This window comes from Arthrobacter sp. DualSoilB13 (assembly GCF_055389195.1).
Genome location: NZ_AP035865.1, coordinates 1,171,937 through 1,189,487 on the forward strand (window position 1 = coordinate 1,171,937; position 17,551 = coordinate 1,189,487).

The 17,551-nt window shown below is 61.8% G+C and carries 16 protein-coding genes; 10 read left to right on the forward strand and 6 right to left on the reverse strand.

The genetic code is table 11. The annotated features are described in order from the left end of the window. Positions 1–291: 291 nt before the first annotated feature. On the reverse strand, positions 292–1,188 hold the full coding sequence (locus ACZ5J0_RS05590) for a glycoside hydrolase family 43 protein (protein WP_250821291.1): 897 nt from the start codon (positions 1,186–1,188) through the stop codon (positions 292–294). A 112-nt stretch (positions 1,189–1,300) separates the two neighbouring features. Between ACZ5J0_RS05590 and ACZ5J0_RS05595 the strand changes: the two genes are divergently transcribed. Beyond that, positions 1,301–2,602: an ABC transporter substrate-binding protein gene (locus ACZ5J0_RS05595; RefSeq protein ID WP_464094370.1), complete on the forward strand. Its 1,302-nt coding sequence runs from the start codon at positions 1,301–1,303 to the stop codon at positions 2,600–2,602. Between the two features lie 81 nt (positions 2,603–2,683). On the opposite strand, the gene ACZ5J0_RS05600 is transcribed toward ACZ5J0_RS05595, so the two are convergent. The 5 genes from ACZ5J0_RS05600 to sdhC all read right to left on the reverse strand — a co-directional run bounded on the left by ACZ5J0_RS05600 (position 2,684) and on the right by sdhC (position 7,105). Continuing rightward, on the reverse strand, positions 2,684–3,460 hold the full coding sequence (locus ACZ5J0_RS05600; protein ID WP_142939922.1) for an alpha/beta hydrolase family protein: 777 nt from the start codon (positions 3,458–3,460) through the stop codon (positions 2,684–2,686). A gap of 147 nt (positions 3,461–3,607) precedes the next feature. Beyond that, complete coding sequence (locus ACZ5J0_RS05605; RefSeq protein ID WP_142939921.1) at positions 3,608–4,390, reverse strand: succinate dehydrogenase iron-sulfur subunit; 783 nt, start codon at positions 4,388–4,390, stop codon at positions 3,608–3,610. Next, a complete protein-coding gene (gene sdhA, locus ACZ5J0_RS05610) occupies positions 4,390–6,189 on the reverse strand; it encodes a succinate dehydrogenase flavoprotein subunit (RefSeq protein ID WP_142939920.1) in 1,800 nt (599 codons plus the stop codon). Before sdhA ends, ACZ5J0_RS05605 begins: the two co-directional genes overlap by 1 nt. 100 nt (positions 6,190–6,289) lie before the next feature. Beyond that, positions 6,290–6,766 carry a succinate dehydrogenase hydrophobic membrane anchor subunit gene (locus ACZ5J0_RS05615; protein WP_142939919.1) on the reverse strand — a complete coding sequence of 159 codons (477 nt, stop codon included), beginning with the start codon at positions 6,764–6,766 and terminating at the stop codon, positions 6,290–6,292. Positions 6,767–6,769: 3 nt separating this feature from the next. Continuing rightward, positions 6,770–7,105 carry a succinate dehydrogenase, cytochrome b556 subunit gene (sdhC, locus tag ACZ5J0_RS05620; RefSeq protein ID WP_014921082.1) on the reverse strand — a complete coding sequence of 112 codons (336 nt, stop codon included), beginning with the start codon at positions 7,103–7,105 and terminating at the stop codon, positions 6,770–6,772. Between the two features lie 299 nt (positions 7,106–7,404). On the opposite strand from sdhC, the gene ACZ5J0_RS05625 reads away from it, so the two are divergent. The 9 genes from ACZ5J0_RS05625 (at position 7,405) to ACZ5J0_RS05665 (ending at position 17,551) form a co-directional block, all read left to right on the forward strand. Continuing rightward, entirely contained in the window at positions 7,405–8,538 is a 1,134-nt protein-coding gene (locus ACZ5J0_RS05625; RefSeq protein ID WP_142939918.1) for a mannose-1-phosphate guanylyltransferase, read from the forward strand. A 110-nt stretch (positions 8,539–8,648) separates the two neighbouring features. Further along, positions 8,649–9,854: an amidohydrolase gene (locus ACZ5J0_RS05630; protein ID WP_166841459.1), complete on the forward strand. Its 1,206-nt coding sequence runs from the start codon at positions 8,649–8,651 to the stop codon at positions 9,852–9,854. Positions 9,855–9,977: 123 nt separating this feature from the next. After that, positions 9,978–10,412 carry a MarR family winged helix-turn-helix transcriptional regulator gene (locus ACZ5J0_RS05635; RefSeq protein WP_464094371.1) on the forward strand — a complete coding sequence of 145 codons (435 nt, stop codon included), beginning with the start codon at positions 9,978–9,980 and terminating at the stop codon, positions 10,410–10,412. A gap of 54 nt (positions 10,413–10,466) precedes the next feature. After that, entirely contained in the window at positions 10,467–10,898 is a 432-nt protein-coding gene (locus tag ACZ5J0_RS05640; RefSeq protein WP_142939915.1) for an organic hydroperoxide resistance protein, read from the forward strand. Beyond that, positions 10,895–11,914: an NADP-dependent oxidoreductase gene (locus ACZ5J0_RS05645; protein ID WP_464094372.1), complete on the forward strand. Its 1,020-nt coding sequence runs from the start codon at positions 10,895–10,897 to the stop codon at positions 11,912–11,914. Before ACZ5J0_RS05640 ends, ACZ5J0_RS05645 begins: the two co-directional genes overlap by 4 nt. A gap of 244 nt (positions 11,915–12,158) precedes the next feature. Beyond that, positions 12,159–13,265, forward strand: coding sequence for a BMP family lipoprotein (locus ACZ5J0_RS05650; protein ID WP_446698065.1), 1,107 nt, complete (start codon positions 12,159–12,161; stop codon positions 13,263–13,265). Between the two features lie 134 nt (positions 13,266–13,399). Then, entirely contained in the window at positions 13,400–14,917 is a 1,518-nt protein-coding gene (locus ACZ5J0_RS05655; protein ID WP_142939913.1) for an ABC transporter ATP-binding protein, read from the forward strand. Beyond that, the gene (locus ACZ5J0_RS05660) at positions 14,910–16,265 is read left to right on the forward strand and encodes an ABC transporter permease (RefSeq protein ID WP_166841457.1); all 1,356 of its coding nucleotides are present in this window, start codon (positions 14,910–14,912) and stop codon (positions 16,263–16,265) included. The genes ACZ5J0_RS05655 and ACZ5J0_RS05660 overlap by 8 nt, the downstream gene beginning before the upstream one ends. Further along, positions 16,262–17,551, forward strand: coding sequence for an ABC transporter permease (locus tag ACZ5J0_RS05665; RefSeq protein ID WP_166841456.1), 1,290 nt, complete (start codon positions 16,262–16,264; stop codon positions 17,549–17,551). Before ACZ5J0_RS05660 ends, ACZ5J0_RS05665 begins: the two co-directional genes overlap by 4 nt.

Sequence of the window (17,551 nt, forward strand, 5' to 3'; positions counted from 1 at the left end):
CGGACTGCGCGGGTCCAACTGGTGCTGGCGGACGTTGTGCCGTTGGACCAGCGCTTTGCGGTCGATGGCGGGGGATTGCGGACTCTTGCTGTGGCTGTGCACTCTGCACGCCCTCCTGATGCTGTCTGCTTTGACTGCTGCTGGGGACAATCCGGTCAAATGGTGTCCGGTGCAGGTCTCCGTCAGCGGTCAGCCGACATGAGAAACCGTTTTCCGAAACGATTCAATCCTTGTCGTGGTGTACGTGGCTGTCAACCCCCCCCACATGGCGGAGTCCGGGATGTCCTGCTCTCAAGGGGCCAGGGTCACCGTGTCCTCACGCTCGATCAGCCGAAAGAAGGATGCGCGCTCATGGGGGCTTTTGTTGGGCTGATGGAGGGTTAGGAAGAGGCTGCCATCCAAGTGCCGTCCGATCATTCCGTGGCCGCCGTCAGTGCCCCACAGTGGTTCGGCTTCCTGGGCCCACGGGCCAAGCACGGTTCCTGATTCACTGCGGGCGATGCCCATGGAATAGCCATGGTCGCCAAAACTGGACCACAGCATGATGAGGTTTCCGCTAGCGAGGCGGAACAGGAAGGGCCCATCGGTGACGTAGACGGGGAACTCGCGGTCACTGGCGGAGGGGGCGTCCAGCGCACGCGACCACGGTGCCTCCGAGGCGCTGAAGAGGAAGACCGGCACGCCCACGGCCGTGCGAAGGTCCGGGCTGAGCCGCTGGGCCAGCATGGCGCCGTCGTGCACCTGCTTCCACTCATGGCAGAAAACCATCCAGGGGTTTCCTTCCGCGTCCACGTGGAGGGTGCCGTCCAGGCATTGCCAATGGGCTGGAGTGACGGGGCCATCGCTCCACGGCGTGTAGGGTCCTTCCGGTTTTTCGGCGGAGAGTATCTGCGTTCCACGAAGGCGTCCCGGGGCAGTGAAGGTGGCAAACAGGTAAAAGCGGCCATGGTACTCGTGGACCTCGGGTGCCCAGTACTGCTCCTGGCTCCAGAAGTCGGCGGCGGGGCGGAAGGCTTCGATGGGGCCCTCCCAGTTCAACAAATCAGTGCTGCGGTAGCAGTCGAATCCGGTGGCCTGTCCGGACCAGATGTTCTTATCAGTGCTGCCGAAGAGGAGGTATTGCCCTGAGTCCGCTTGGGTGAGGACAAACGGGTCGCGGATCTGGATGTCGTCCAGGCGTGGGGACATGGCGTACTCCTTGGGGCTACGAAATAGTTCATGATCAAAACTATTGACGGCTCCTATGACCCTTGATACGTTTCAGGAACCGTTTTCTCATGATTTGAAAGAAGCTTACCCAATGGCGCGTAAATCTCTCCGTCGTATGCGAAAGTCCATAGCTATCCTGGCCACCGTCGGCATGCTCGGCATGACTGTGGCCTGCTCGGGTCCCTCCTCCAACCAGTCCGAAGACGGCCCTGTGGAGATCCGGTTCTCCTGGTGGGGCAACGCCACCCGGGCCGAACTGACCAACAAGGCCATCAAGGAATTCGAGGCCGCCAACCCCAACATCAAGGTCAAGCCGGAATACGGTGATATTGGCGGCTACTTCGACAAACTGGCCACCCAAGTGGCTGCCAACGATGCTCCCGACGTCATCACCATGGGTGGTGCGTACCCTGCCGAATACGCCAACCGTGGCGCACTCCTGGATCTGTCTACGGTGGAGGGCGCACTGGACCTCTCCCACATGGACCAGGGAGCGCTGGAAAACGGGCAGGTCCAAGGCAAGCAGTACGGTGTGTCCACGGGGGCCAATGCATTGGCGATCGTTGTAAACCCAGCAGTGTTCCAGGCCGCCGGTGTTGCCCTTCCCGATGACAGCACCTGGTCATGGGACGACTTCGCCCGGACCGCCGCGGACATCACGGCAAAAAGCCCCAAGGGCACCTATGGGACAGCCACCGTCCTCACGCACGACTCCCTGGATGCCTTCGCCCGACAACGCGGCAAGTCCTTGTACACCCAGGACGGTCAGCTGGGGCTGGACAAGGACACCGTCAAGGAATATTTCGACTTCTCGCTGAGGCTCAGTGAATCAGGCGCAGCCCCCAGCGCCTCCGAGACAGTTGAGAAGCTCAATGTCAGCACTGAACAAACCCTCATGGGTATGGGGCAGGCGGGCATGATGCTCACGTGGACCAACTCCCTGACGGCCCTCAGCAAAGCTTCCGGGGCCGAGCTGAAGCTGCTTAAGCTTCCCGGTGAAAAACCGACCCCCGGCATCTGGCTGCAGTCCTCGCAGTTCTACACGATCTCAGCCCGCAGCAAGCACACGGAGGCCGCCGCCAAGCTGGTCAGCTTCATGGTGAACAACGAGGCCGCGGCCAAGATCATCCAGAGTGACCGTGGCGTACCCAGCAACGCCGGAATGCGCATGGCGATCCAGGATCTGCTGACACCGCAGGGAAAGGTTGAAGCTGCCTACATTGACCAGATCGGCAAGATGGACTTCGCTCCCACCTTCATTGGTCCTACGGGTTCCACCGCCGTATCGGAGATCACGGCCCGCATCAATACCGAAGTTCTCTTCAAGCGGCTTTCCCCGGAAAAGGCTGCCGACCAATGGCTCAGCGAGAGCAAGGCAGCCATCGGCAAGTAGCACCCAACTCAGTCGCAGCAGAGCGCGTTTTGAGGGCTCAGAACGCGCTCTGCTGCTACCTACTTGGACGGGTACGGGCCTTTAGTTGGAGTCGCGGACTTCCATGTAGGGGTCTGCCCACGCACCGATGATGCGCGCTACCCGTGCTGCCTGGCCCCTACCGGTCAGGAGGTGCTCGCTTCCCTCGAGGGAGATGAAACTCCGGGGATGGCGGGCAGTCTGGAAAATTTCGCTGGCGTTATCGATCCCCACGGTGTTGTCAGTGGGGGAGTGCATCACCATCAAGGGCTTGTGCAGGGTGCGGATGCAGTCACGCAGGTCAGCGCGTTCCACGTCCTCCACAAAGTGGCGCCGAACCTCCATGGGGCGTCCACCAAGGTCCACCACGGCGCTGCCATCCCGGAGGATGTCCTCGATCTCGGTGTCGAACATGTGCTCCACATGCTTGGGTTCGTAGGGCGCGGCAACCGTCACCACGGCATTGAGTCCGGGAATGTCGCGCGCTGCGGCCAATACAGCGGCACCCCCGAATGAGTGGCCCACCAGCAAAGAAATGCCCCGGCCCTGCTCCTGCATGAACCCGGCAGCGAGGATGGTGTCGGCCACCTTGACGCTGAAGGATCCAGCCGACCACTCACCGGCAGAGCCACCCAGCCCCAGGTTGTCAAAGCGAAGCATGCCGATTCCCTGGTCCGCCAGGCCCTTGCAGATGCGCGATGCTGCAGGGCTGTCCTTGCCAAGGGTCAGGCCATGCGAGTACAAGCCCCAGCCGCGGACAGGACCTTCCGGGACGTCGATGATGCCGGCCAGGGTGTCGCCGGTGCTTCCCGTGAAGCTGATCTTCTCAGAGCGTGACACGCTGGTCTCCTTGTCTTGCCAGCACCGGTTGCGGTGGTGGATGGGCGTCTGTGGACTGGTACGGCACTGGATTAACGACGACGGCGCCACTCACCATCAGTGGTGAGCGGCGCCGTCGTCGTGCTGTTCTTGAAAGAAACTGCTGAACTAGATCTTGCGGGCCAGGATGGCCTGCTTGACCTCGGCGATTGCCTGGGTCACCTGGATGCCGCGGGGGCATGCTTCCGAGCAGTTGAAGGTGGTGCGGCAACGCCACACGCCTTCTTTGTCGTTCAGGATCTCAAGGCGCATGTCGCCAGCGTCATCGCGCGAATCAAAGATGAAGCGGTGGGCGTTGACGATCGCGGCCGGACCAAAGTACTGGCCGTCGGTCCAGAAGACCGGGCAGGACGAGGTGCAGGCAGCGCAAAGGATGCACTTGGTGGTGTCATCAAAGCGCTCACGGTCCTCAACGGACTGCAGACGTTCCTTGGTGGGCTCGTGGCCCTTGTTGATCAGGAACGGCATGACTTCGCGGAAGGACTGGAAGAAGGGTTCCATGTCCACGATCAGGTCCTTCTCCACGGGGAGGCCCTTGATCGGCTCGACGGTGATGGGCTTGGAGGTGTCCAGGTCCTTCAGCAGCGTCTTGCAGGCGAGGCGGTTGCGGCCATTGATGCGCATGGCATCCGAGCCACACACGCCGTGGGCGCAGGAACGGCGGAAGGAAACGCTGCCGTCAATCTCCCACTTGACCTTGTGGAGGGCATCCAACACGCGGTCCGTGCCGTACATGGTCAGCTTGTAATCATCCCAGCGTGCCTCTTCCGAGATTTCGGGATCGTAGCGACGCACGCGGAGCGTGATGTGGAATGTGGGGATTTCACCGTCGCCGGCAACGCTTGCCGGGAGCTCGATCTTGGAAGCGGGCTCTGCCATTTCGGTGGTCATTAGTACTTACGCTCCATCGGCTCGTAACGGGTAAAGATCACGGGCTTCGTCTCAAGACGGATGCCCGCAACAGATTCCGCCGAGGAGTCGACGGTGACGGAAGTGTCCAGGTAAGCCATGGAGTGCTTCATGAACTTTTCGTCATTGCGGTCCGGGAAGTCCTCGCGGTAGTGGCCACCACGTGACTCTTCACGGTGCAGTGCACCAACGGTCATGACCTTGGCCATGTCCAGGAGGAAGCCCAGCTCCACTGCTTCCAGGAGATCCAGGTTGAAGCGCTTGCCCTTGTCCTGAACCGTGACGTGCTTGTACCGCTCTTCGAAGGAAGCGATGTCGCGGAGGACCTGCTCCAGGGATTCCTTGGTGCGGAACACCTGCATGTTGGCGTCCATGGTGTCCTGCAGTTCCTTGCGGATCTGCGCCACACGCTCGGTGCCGTTGCCTTCCAGCAAGCCGCTGAGGATGCCACGGGTCATTGCCTCGGGGTCCTCGGGGAGCTCAACAAAGTCAGCTGTCTTGGAGTACTCCGCAGCGGCGATACCGGCGCGCTTACCGAAGACGTTGATGTCCAGGAGCGAGTTGGTGCCGAGGCGGTTGGAACCGTGTACGGAGACACAAGCAACTTCACCGGCTGCGTAGAGGCCCGGGACGATGGTGTCGTTGTCCTGGAGCACCTCAGTGGTGATGTTGGTGGGGATGCCGCCCATGGCGTAGTGCGCGGTGGGGAACACGGGGACGGGATCCGTGAACGGTTCCACACCAAGGTAGGTGCGGGCGAACTCCGTAATGTCCGGAAGTTTGGCCTCGATGTGGGCAGGCTCAAGGTGCGTCAGGTCCAGGAGGACGTAGTCCTTGTTAGGACCACAACCGCGGCCTTCACGCACTTCGTTGGCCATGGCGCGGGCCACGATGTCACGGGGTGCAAGGTCCTTGATGGTGGGGGCGTAGCGCTCCATGAAGCGCTCACCCTCGGAGTTACGCAGGATGGCACCTTCACCACGTGCACCCTCTGTCAGGAGGATGCCCAGGCCGGCAAGGCCGGTCGGGTGGAACTGGAAGAACTCCATGTCTTCCAGGGGGATACCGCGGCGGAACGCAATGCCCATGCCGTCGCCCGTGAGGGTGTGGGCGTTGGACGTGGTCTTGAAGACCTTGCCGGCGCCACCCGAGGCGAACACTACGGACTTGGCCTGGAAGACGTGCAGTTCACCGGAGGCGAGGTCATAGGAGACAACGCCGGCAACACGCTTCTGCTTGTACGGGGTACCGTCTTCGCGCACTGCGTCTTCTTCGACGATCAGCAGGTCAAGGACGTAGTACTCGTTGTAGAACTCAACGTTGTGCTTGACGCAGTTTTGGTACAGCGTCTGAAGGATCATGTGACCGGTACGGTCAGCTGCGTAACATGCACGGCGGACTGGAGCCTTGCCGTGGTCACGGGTGTGGCCACCGAAGCGGCGCTGGTCAATCCGGCCCTCGGGCGTGCGGTTGAACGGAAGGCCCATCTTTTCCAGGTCCAACACGGCGTCAATGGCTTCCTTCGCCATGACCTCGGCGGCATCCTGGTCAACCAGGTAGTCGCCACCCTTGATGGTGTCAAAGGTGTGCCACTCCCAGTTGTCCTCTTCGACGTTGGCCAGTGCTGCGCACATTCCACCCTGGGCTGCACCTGTGTGCGAGCGGGTGGGATAGAGCTTGGTCAGTACCGCGGTGCGTGCTCGCTGACCGGATTCGATCGCGGCGCGCATGCCGGCGCCACCTGCACCGACAATGACGACGTCGTACTTATGGACCTGCATACCAGATGCTCTCTCTTTCAAAAATTCAGATGGTCGGCGGAGGCTGCTCCGCTACGTCAGGCGAACCGGTTCACTCGGGGGAGTAACCCGGAAGGCGCCGCTACGGGGCCGGGCAGAAACCGCCAGGCAACTGAACGCCGTCGACGACGGGGCACGGGTTGAAGGTGAAGATCACCAGCGTGCCAAGGATGATGATGACCAAGGTGGCCGCGTAGAGGACCATCTTCAGCCAGAAGCGCGTGGAATCCTTCTCGGCGTAGTCGTTGATGATGGTGCGGACACCGTTGGTGCCGTGCAGCATGGCAAGCCACAGCATGGCCAGGTCCCAGAACTGCCAGAAAGGATCGGCCCACTTGCCGGCTACGAAACCGAAGTCGATCGCATGGATGCCCTCGCCTACCAGCAGGTTCACGAACAGGTGGCCGAAGATCAGCACCACCAGGACGATGCCGGAGAGGCGCATGAAGAGCCAGGCGATCATTTCGAAGTTGCCACGGCTGGTGCCGGTGCGGTTGTACTTCGGTGCGATCTTGCCGCTCCCGATTTTTCCACTGCGTGGGGATTCGATGGTTGTCATGGCTTAGTGGCCTCCCAGCGCGAGGGAAAGGTGGCGGATAGCGAAGCCTGCGAACGTGACAAGCCACAGTGCAAGCACGACCCACAGCAGCTGGCGCTGGTACTTCGCGCCCTTCTTCCAGAAGTCGATGGCAATCACACGCAGGCCGTTGAAGGCGTGGAAGATGATCGCGGCGACCAGGCCCGTTTCACCCAGGGCCATGAGGGGGTTCTTGTAGGCGCCAATGACGGCGGTGTAGGCCTCAGGGGACACGCGCACCAATGAGGTGTCCAGCACATGGACCAACAAGAAGAAAAAGATCACTACACCTGTAATGCGGTGTCCAACCCAGGACCACATGCCTTCACGGCCGCGGTACAAGGTGCCAGCTGGTTTTGTCGGCACTGATTAAACCTTCCTGCAACACAGCGGCGCTGGCATGGGATCCACGCGGGGGGAACGCCTGCTGCGAGAGCACTCGTAGCTCACGCCTAAATCTAGGCTTCGCTAACAGCATATTCAATTTAGGACGGGCTTCTCTCCTTGTTAATTCCATGTTTCCTGCCGATATTCAGGCGATTTTTGGGAACTGGCTGAGACGAACGCCACACGTGTGTCCTGCTGCAGGGCTTCCCGCCGGCACAGGATAAAGTGTTGCGGTGAGTACAGAAGACGCGAAATACCCGGAATCGCCATTGAACCGCTTCCATGCGGTTATTCCGGCGGGCGGTGTGGGGACCCGGCTATGGCCACTCTCGCGTGCCGCTGCGCCCAAGTTCCTCCACGATCTGACCGGTTCCGGCAGCACGTTGTTGAGGGCTACCTATGACCGCCTGGAACCGCTGGCCGGTGAACGGGTCCTTGTTGTTACCGGTGAGGCGCACCGCGCCGCCGTGTGCCGCCAACTCCCCGAAATAGGTGACGACGAACTGGTGCTGGAGAGCGAGCCCAAGGACTCCGGCGCTGCAATCGGCCTTGCCGCCGCCATCCTTTACCGCCGCGATCCTGACACCATCATGGGTTCGTTCGCTGCAGACCAGGTCATCAGCCCGGACGATCTCTTCCTGGAGACCGTGCGCGAGGCAATCTTTACCGCGGCCACTGGCAAGATCGTCACCATCGGCATCAAGCCCACCCACCCCTCTACCGGATTCGGTTACATCCGCTCCGGTGCGGCCCTGAACGTGGAAGGCGCCCCGAACGCGCTTGCTGTTGCGGAATTCGTGGAAAAGCCCAGCCAGGAAGTTGCCAACAAGTACGTCGAGGCAGGGGACTACGTCTGGAATGCAGGCATGTTCGTTGCCCCCGTGGCGCTCATGCTCCGGCACCTTGAGGCCAATCAGCCTGAACTGTTCAAGGGCCTTCAGGAAATCGCTGAGGCCTGGGATACGCCGCAGCGCGCCGAAGTGACCTCGCGCGTGTGGCCAACACTGCCGAAAATCGCCATTGACTACGCCGTGGCGGAGCCAGCAGCGGAAGCCGGCGATGTCGCCGTCGTGCCTGGTACTTTCCGATGGGACGACGTTGGCGACTTCGCCGCGATCGGCCGCCTTAACAACGCAGGCGACGTCGACGAAGTGACGGTGCTGGGTGAGGGTGCCCGTGTGTTTGCCGAGAACGCCAGCGGCGTGGTGGTCTCCGATACCAAGCGCGTTATTGCTTTGATTGGCATCAAGGACGTGGTCATTGTGGACACGCCGGACGCGCTCCTTGTCACCACCAAGGAACACGCGCAACTGGTCAAGGGCACTGTTGACGCCCTGAAGGCCAGCGGCGATACGGACGTGCTGTAGTACATCTGCTTATACCGTGAGCCACCTCTTTGGTTGTCCTGCGTCTGAACGCAGCGTAACCAAGAGGTGGCTTTCGTTCTTCAGGTGCCGCGCATGGCTAGAGTTGTGACGTGCGCAATTACACGACTGAAACCGAGCCCGCTCCCGTTGTGAGTCCTTGGGTTGATGAACTGCTCCCCGGACTGATCGAGTTCAGGAGGGACCTCCACGCGCACCCGGAGTTGTCCTTCAAGGAATTCCGCACCACGGACAAGCTCGTGGAGCGGCTGGAAGCAGCCGGGCTGAAGCCGCGGCGTCTGGATGAGACCGGACTGACGGTTGACGTGGGTGAGGGCCCCATTGCCACTGCCCTTCGCGGGGACATCGACGCATTGCCGATCATTGAGGAAACCGGCCTGCCCTTCGCGTCGAAGAACCATGGCGTTACGCATGCGTGCGGGCATGACGTCCACACCACCGCCATGCTGGGCATCGCCTTGACGCTGCAGCGGATGCACAAGAACAACCCGCTGGGTGGCACGGTACGGATCATCTTCCAGCCGGCCGAGGAAACCATGCCGGGCGGCGCCCTGTCCTGCATTGAGCAGGGTGTGCTTGAGGGCGTGCCGCGCATCCTTGCGCTGCACTGCGATCCGAGGATTAATGTGGGGCAGATCGGCACCCGCATTGGTGCCATCACTTCGGCCTCGGACACCATCAAAATTGAGCTTTCCGGCCGCGGCGGCCACACATCACGGCCGCATCTGACCGAGGACCTTGTGTTCGCGTTGGCCCAGATTGCGGTCAATGTGCCGGCAGTGCTTTCCCGCCGGGTGGATGTCCGCAGCGGTGTGTCGGTGGTGTGGGGCCAAATTTCCGCTGGTTCCGCGCCGAATGCCATACCGGGCTCCGGCTATATGGCCGGGACCATGCGCTGCCTGGACCGTGATGCCTGGCATAGCGCGGGGGAGTTGCTGGACGACGTGGTCCGGCAGGTTGCCGCGCCCTACGGCGTTGATGTGCACCTGGAACACACCCGCGGTGTGCCGCCCGTGGTGAACTCTGAGCATGAGACCGCCCTCATTGAAGCCTCTGCCCGCGCTGAGCTGGGTGAGAACGCAGTGGTCCTCACGCCGCAGTCCATGGGTGGCGAGGACTTCGCCTGGTTCCTTGCCGACATTCCGGGTGCCATGATGCGCCTGGGCACGCACACTCCTGGCGGCGAAGAGTACGACCTCCACCGCGGTGACTTCATTGTTGACGAGCGCGCCCTCGGATACGCCATCCGCGTCCTGACCGCCGCCGCCCTCCGCACCATCCGCGACCTCGAGCAGTAAACCCAACTAAGTCCGCAGTTAAGCGCGTTTTGACCCCTCAAAACGCGCTTAACTGCGACTCAGTTGGGTTCTTGTGGATGGGATGAGTTGTGCACAATTGAATTGTGCACTATCGTTTTAGTCATGAGTGATGCACCCCGCCTCCGCCACCAGGTCTGCTTTGCGCTGTACTCGGCGTCCAAAGCGGCGACGGCGGTCTACCGCCCCGTGCTGGAGGAGCTCGGCCTGACCTATCCGCAGTACCTGGTGATGCTGGTCCTCTGGGAGCAGGAGCCACGGAGTGTCCGTGACCTTGGTTCGGAACTGGGCTTGGATTCCGGAACGTTGTCCCCCCTGCTCAAGCGCCTGGAGGCCATGGGACTGGTGGAACGCCACCGCTCGGCCGAGGATGAGCGCCGGGTGGATGTAGTCCTGACCGACGCAGGCACCGCCTTGAGCGCCAACGCCCAGGCTGTACCCCTGCGCCTCGCTGACGCTGCCGGCCTCTCGGCCGAGGAAATCGGGCAGCTGCACGCCACGCTCGGCAAGCTCACGGCAGCGCTGAACAGCTCACTCTGAACAGACCTCCCGGAAAATCCCGGGACATCCCTTCCCTAAGAGAACGGAAACACCATGAAGACTCTCTACACTGCTGAGGCACTGGCCTCCGGCGAAGGCCGCGACGGCAACGCCCGCACCAATGATGGCAAGCTGGATGTCGCACTTGCCAGCCCCAAGGAGCTCGGCGGAAACGGCGAAGGCACCAATCCGGAGCAGCTCTTCGCCGCCGGTTACGCAGCCTGCTTCCACTCCGCCTTGCGGTTGGTAGGGCGCAAGGAGCGCGTTGACCTGACCGATTCGGCCGTCGCCGCCAGGATCCACATCGGCCCGCTGACCGACAGCGAAGGCTTCGGCCTCGCTGCCGAACTGGAAATCGCCCTGCCTGCCCTGGACCGCGAAACGGCTGAGCAACTCATGCACAAAGCGCACCAGGTGTGCCCTTACTCCAACGCCACCCGCGGCAACATGGCCGTAGACCTCAAGCTCGTGGAGTTCGCAGCATGAGCGCCGTTTCCATGCCCGTAGAAACCCGCGAAATCCAGCTCGCTTCCCGCCCCAAGGGCCGCCCGGTGGCAGATAACTTCCGGCTCACCCAGGCCCAGCTGCCTGAGCTCGGCGACGGACAGATCCTGGTCAAGAACCAATTCATGTCCGTTGACCCCTACATGCGTGGGCGCATGAACGACGTCAAGTCGTACTCGGCTCCGTTCCAGATCGATGCAGCGCTCGACGGCGGTGCGGTGGGCGAGGTGATCGCGTCCCGTTCGGACGCGCACGAGGTGGGTGACGTCGTCGTGCATTCACTCGGATGGCGCGAGCACGCAGTAGTGGATGCCGCAGCCACCACCCCGGTCCCCAGTGGGCTTGCTCCCACCTCCGCGTTCCTTGGCGCCTTGGGCATGACCGGCCTCACTGCCTACTCCGGTCTGCTCAAAGTGGCGGAGTTCAAGGAAGGCGAAGTTGTGTTCGTCTCCGGCGCCGCAGGTGCCGTGGGTTCCATGGTGGGCCAGATTGCCAAGGCCATGGGCGCTTCCAGGGTCATCGGCAGTGCCGGATCGCCGGAAAAGGTTGCCCGCCTGCTGGAGCTCGGCTTCGACGCCGCCTTCAACTACAACGATGGTCCGGTCCTTGACCAGCTGCGTGAAGCAGCAGGGGAGCGCGGGATCGACGTGTACTTCGACAACGTTGGTGGCGAGCACCTTGAGGCTGCGTTGGCAACCTTGACTGTGGGCGGGCGCATTGCCATGTGCGGTGCGATCGCACAGTACAACTCCACCGAGCCTCCCGCAGCTCCCCGCAACCTCATGCAGGCAATCGGCAAGCAGCTGACCATGCGCGGATTCCTGGTGGGCGTCCAGCGTCAGCACGCTGCCGAGTTCGCCCAGAAGATGGCCGGCTGGTTGGCCGATGGCTCAGTGAGCTATGACGAGACGATCGTTGACGGTCTGGAGAATGCGCCGCAGGCATTCATGGACCTTCTGGACGGTGCCAACACCGGCAAGATGCTGGTCCGGCTCTAATTTAGAGCCCAGCGCCACGTGACTTGCGCACCCGGCTACTGCTTGGTAACAAAAGGTCAACAATCTGACCTGGAGGGATCATTTGTGGTAGCTGGGTGTGTTCCAGGCCACTAGTGTTGGTTTCATCAATGCGCTTCGGCGCAGCTGCGAGCATCAGTGAAAACAGAGTTTCTGCCTCAGGTATAGGAAACGGACACTCATTGACCATCCGTCGTAGCGCCATCACTTTCTTCCTGGAGGAAAATTGAAGAAACCACTGCGTGCCACCCTGAAGCGCGGTTCAATGGCCGGTGTTGCCACCCTCGGTGCAGCCGCGCTCCTGCTGACCAGCTGTGGCCAGGCTCCCGACGCCGGATCCGGCGCGGCCACCAAGAGCGACTTTGTGGGTTGCATCGTCTCTGACTCCGGCGGATTCGATGACCAGTCCTTCAACCAGTCCTCCTTCGAGGGCCTCAAGAAGGCTGAAACCGACCTCGGCATCACCGTAAAGTCGGCCGAATCCAAGGCCAACAGCGATTTCGAGACCAACCTGAACGGCATGATCTCGGCCGGTTGCAACCTCACCGTGACGGTCGGCTTCCTCCTGGGCGACGCCACCAAGGCCGCCGCGGAGAAGAACACGGACAAGCACTTCGCGATCGTGGACTACACGTACGAGACCCCGATCGCCAACGTCAAGCCGATTGTCTATGACACGGCACAGGCGGCCTACCTCGCAGGATATGCGGCCGCGGCCACCACCAAGACCGGCAAGGTAGGTACCTTCGGCGGTATTAAGATCCCCACGGTCACCATCTTCATGGATGGCTTCTACGACGGTGTTCAGGCCTACAACAAGGCCAAAAACAAGACCGTCCAGGTAGTCGGCTGGGACAAGACCACCCAGGATGGCTCCTTCACGGGCGACTTCGAGAAGCAGGACACCGGCAAGCAGGTCACCATCAACCTGTTGGACCAGGGCGCGGACATCATCATGCCCGTGGCCGGACCGGTGGGCAAGGGTGCCGGTGCTGCGCTGAAGGAAGCCAAGGCTGCCGGCAAGGACGTCAAGCTCATCTGGGTTGACTCCGATGGCTACCTGACCGCTCCTGAGTACAAGGACCTGATGCTGACCTCCGTGGTCAAGCAGATGGGCGAAGCCGTCGAAGCAGTGGTCAAGGACGATACCGAAGGCAAGTTCAACAACGCAGCCTACGTGGGCACCCTGGAGAACGATGGCGTTGCCATCGCTCCGTTCCACGACTTCGACTCCGCTGTCACCGCAGAGACCAAGTCCGAGCTCGATGCTCTCAAGGCGGACATCGTCTCCGGCAAGCTGGTTGTCGAATCGGCAGCGAGCCCCAAGAAGTAATTCAATTCCTGGACGCGCCGCCAGTACCGAGGCCCGGTACTGGCGGCGCGTTTTTGCCCTGACTAGGCTGAACCCAAAGCTCGTGGCTTTGGAGCTGTTCGGCTGTCCCTCGGACTCACAGAACGGTGGGAGTTGTGAAACTCGAATTGAAGGGGATCTCGAAAGCCTTCGGGACCTTCTACGCCAACCAAGACATCGACCTCGTGGTCGAATCCGGCCAGATCCATTGCCTCCTCGGTGAAAACGGTGCCGGCAAGTCAACCCTCATGAACGTGCTTTACGGGCTGTATGAGCCCACAGCAGGCCAGATCCTGGTGGACGACCAACCGGTCACCTTCCGTGGACCCGGCGACGCCATGGCAGCCGGCATCGGCATGGTGCACCAGCACTTCATGCTGGTTCCCGTCTTCACCGTGGCAGAAAATGTGGCACTCGGAGCCGAACCAACCACGTTCGGCGGTGTGCTGAGCATTGAGGAGACCCGCAAGAAAATCCGGGAGATCTCCGATAAATACGGGTTCGACGTCGATCCCGATGCCTTGGTGGAGGAACTGCCAGTGGGCGTCCAGCAGCGCGTGGAAATCATCAAAGCACTGGTGCGCGAAGCCAAGGTCCTGATTCTGGACGAACCCACTGCTGTGCTGACGCCTCAGGAAACCGATGAACTCCTGGACATCATGCGTCAGCTCAAGGCCGGCGGCACATCGATCGTGTTCATCTCGCACAAACTGCGCGAAGTAAAAGCTGTCTCCGACGTCATTACCGTGGTCCGCCGCGGCAAAGTGGTGGGTGACGCGCCACCCACGGCATCAGCCACTGAACTGGCCTCCATGATGGTGGGCCGCCCGGTGAGCCTGAGCCTGAACAAGGCCCCGGCACAGCCGAAGGAAACCACCTTTGTGGTCGAAAACCTCACGGTCCGTGCCGCCAACGGAACCAATGTGGTGGACGGAATCAGTTTCTCCATCGCCCAAGGCGAGATTCTCGCCGTCGCCGGTGTCCAGGGCAACGGGCAAACCGAACTCACCGAAGCCATCCTTGGCGTGCAGGAGCACGTCACGGGTTCAGTGACGCTTGACGGCAAGCAATTGCTGGGCCTCCCGGTCAAGGATGTCCTGCGCTCGGGCGTGGGTTTCGTCCCGGAAGACCGAACCGTCGATGGACTGGTGGGTCCTTTCTCGGTGGCAGAGAACCTGATCCTGGACCTCTACGACCAGGCACCTTTTGCCAGCGGAATTGGCATGAAACCTGCCAAGGTGATGGAAAACGCCAAGGCAAAAATCGACGAGTTCGACATCCGCACTCCCTCTGCCGGGGCTGCTGCGGGAACGTTGTCCGGTGGCAACCAGCAGAAAGTGGTGATGGCCCGTGAATTGTCCAGGCCACTGCGGTTGTTCATTGCCAGTCAACCGACCCGCGGCGTGGACGTAGGGTCCATCGAATTCCTGCATAAGCGCATCGTGGCCGAGCGCGACGTCGGAACGCCGGTCATGATCGTCTCCACTGAGCTTGATGAAGTGGTTGAACTCGCCGACCGGATTGCAGTGCTCTACAAGGGCAAACTCGTGGGCATCGTCCCGGGTGGAACGCCCCGCGACACCCTTGGCTTGATGATGGCCGGCGTCGGCCCTGAAGGAGGCTCCGATGACTGAGAACAACCAGTCCAACAACGAGCAAAATCCGGCCCAGCCAGCTGAGGACCAATCCACCGCTGATCTCCGGGCCGCAGATGTCTCACTCGATACTGCAGGGGGCGCGATGGAGCCCTCCATCGTGCCGGTGTCTTCTCAAAGCGGGGACGCTGGTACGCACCAGGGCAGCGTAGTCCGCCGGATCGTCATGGGGAACGGATTCGTCTCCGTCCTTGCGGTCATCGTGGCGCTGTTCCTGGGTGGCCTGCTGATCGCCAGCACGGATGCGCAGGTCGCCAAGACTGCAGGCTACTTGTTCGCGAGGCCCACGGACTTCCTCAGTGCGTTGTGGTCAGCCATGACCGAGAGCTACGTTGCGCTCTTCCAGGGCTCGGTCTTCAACCCCCGGCAGGGACTGCAGCCCCTGCTCGAAACCATGACGGTGGCTACACCCCTCATTTGCGCGGGGCTGGGTGTTGCCCTGGCCTTCCGTGCCGGCCTGTTCAACATCGGCGCCCAAGGCCAGATCATCATCAGTGCAACCCTCGCGGCGTATGTCGGGTTCGCCTGGCACCTGCCGTTCGGGCTGCACCTGCTGGTGGTCATCATTATGGGCGTCCTGGGCGGTGCACTCTGGGGCGCAATCGTCGGAATCCTCAAGGCCAGGACCGGTGCGCACGAGGTGATCGTGACCATCATGCTGAACTACGTGGCCCTGTTCCTGCTGGACTTCCTCCTGAACACGGCTGCGTTCCGGCGGCCCGGGGACAACAGCCCCATCTCGCCCCGCCTGGACGAGTCCGCCACCTACCCCGTCCTCATTCCGGGATCCCGGCTCCACCTTGGCTTCCTGATAGCCATTGCACTGACCTTTGGCGTGTGGTGGCTGCTGAACCGCTCCACCATCGGCTTCGAATTCCGCGCCGTGGGGGCGAACCCCATCGCAGCGCGGACGGCTGGCGTGAAGGTATCCCGCGCCACCATCCTTGTCATGGCCATGGCAGGTGCGCTTGCCGCGTTTGGTGGCATCGCCCAGGTGGCCGGTACCGAGAAGGTGCTGACCGGTGGCGTCGCTGCCCAGATCGGTTTTGACGCGATCACTGTTGCGTTGCTGGGCCGCAGTACACCGTGGGGGACATTCTTCGCCGGCCTGCTGTTCGGTGCCTTCCGTGCGGGCGCGGTGCAGATGCAGATCCAGACCGGAACGCCCATCGACATCGTGCTGGTGGTCCAGTCCCTGATTGTCCTCTTCATCGCAGCACCGCCACTGATCAGGTCCATCTTCCGCCTTGAGCCCAAGAAGAAGGCCAAGACATCCAAAGCGGCTCCCAAGGCTGCCCTCGCCAACGCCTCCGGAGGTGCCAAATGAGCGCGACAACCACCGCTCCGAAGCCGGGATCCACCACTTTGCCCGCCTTCAGGCCTTCCATGAAGGTCCCCCTGTCCTTGGGCATCCTGGCCCTTGTAGCCCTGGTCTTCTTCGGCTTCCTGGGCTCGGACCAAACCGCCGAGATGAAAATCAGCGACGCCGGGGACGCCGTCGCTGTGCCGGCTCTCATGATTCCCGGCCAGGTGGGCGGGATCGTGTTCGGCATTCTGCTCCTGGCCATGGCCGCCTACTCGATTTACCTCTGGACCCAGGGGGAGCGGTCACCCAAGTGGCTGCCCATAGCGTTCGCCGTGGTCTTTGTCTTTGCACTGCTCGTCTGGATCGTGGCAGGCGCACGCCAACCCTCCATCTCGTTGGCCGGCCTCGTTGCCGGTTCAGTAACGCTGGCGGTGCCTTTGGTTTTCGGTTCCCTCTCCGGCGTGTTGTGTGAGCGCGTGGGCGTGGTGAACATCGCCATTGAGGGCCAGCTTTTGGGTGGTGCCTTCACCGCCGCGCTGGTGGCCACCATGACGGGAAGCCCTTACATCGGGCTGATCGCAGCAGCTGCTGCCGGTGCTGCCGTGTCCATGGTCCTTGCTGTTTTCAGCATCAAGTACCTGGTCAACCAGATCATCGTGGGCGTGGTCCTCAATGTGCTGGTCTCGGGCCTGACCGGCTTCCTGTATGGGACCTTGATGGTGCCCAACAAGGAACAGTTCAACACCCCGGGACGTCTGGATATCCTGCCGATCCCGCTGCTTTCGGACATCCCCATTATCGGGCCCATCCTGTTCGAGCAGTCCATCGCTGGTTACCTCATGTACATTGCCGTGGCCGTGGTGTGGTTCGGTTTGTTCAAGACCCGCTGGGGACTGCGTGTCCGCGCCGTCGGCGAGCACCCGCAGGCTGCTGACACCCTGGGTATCAACGTCAACGCCACCCGCTTCTGGAACGTCACCTTGGGTGGTGCCATCGCGGGTATCGGTGGCGCTGTTTTCACCCTGGTGACCATCGACTCTTTCACCAAGGACATCTCCGGTGGCCGCGGCTTCATTGCCTTGGCGGCCCTGATCTTTGGCCGTTGGAATCCGATCGGCGCCTTCCTGGCCTCGCTGTTGTTCGGCTTCGCCTACAACCTGCAGTCGATCCTTGGCATCATTGGTACCCCGGTTCCGAGCCAGTTCATGGCCATGCTGCCGTACTTGGTGACCATCTTCGCCGTCGCGGGTTTGGTGGGTAAGTCGCGGCCACCGGCCGCGAGCGGCATACCGTACGTGAAGGGTTGA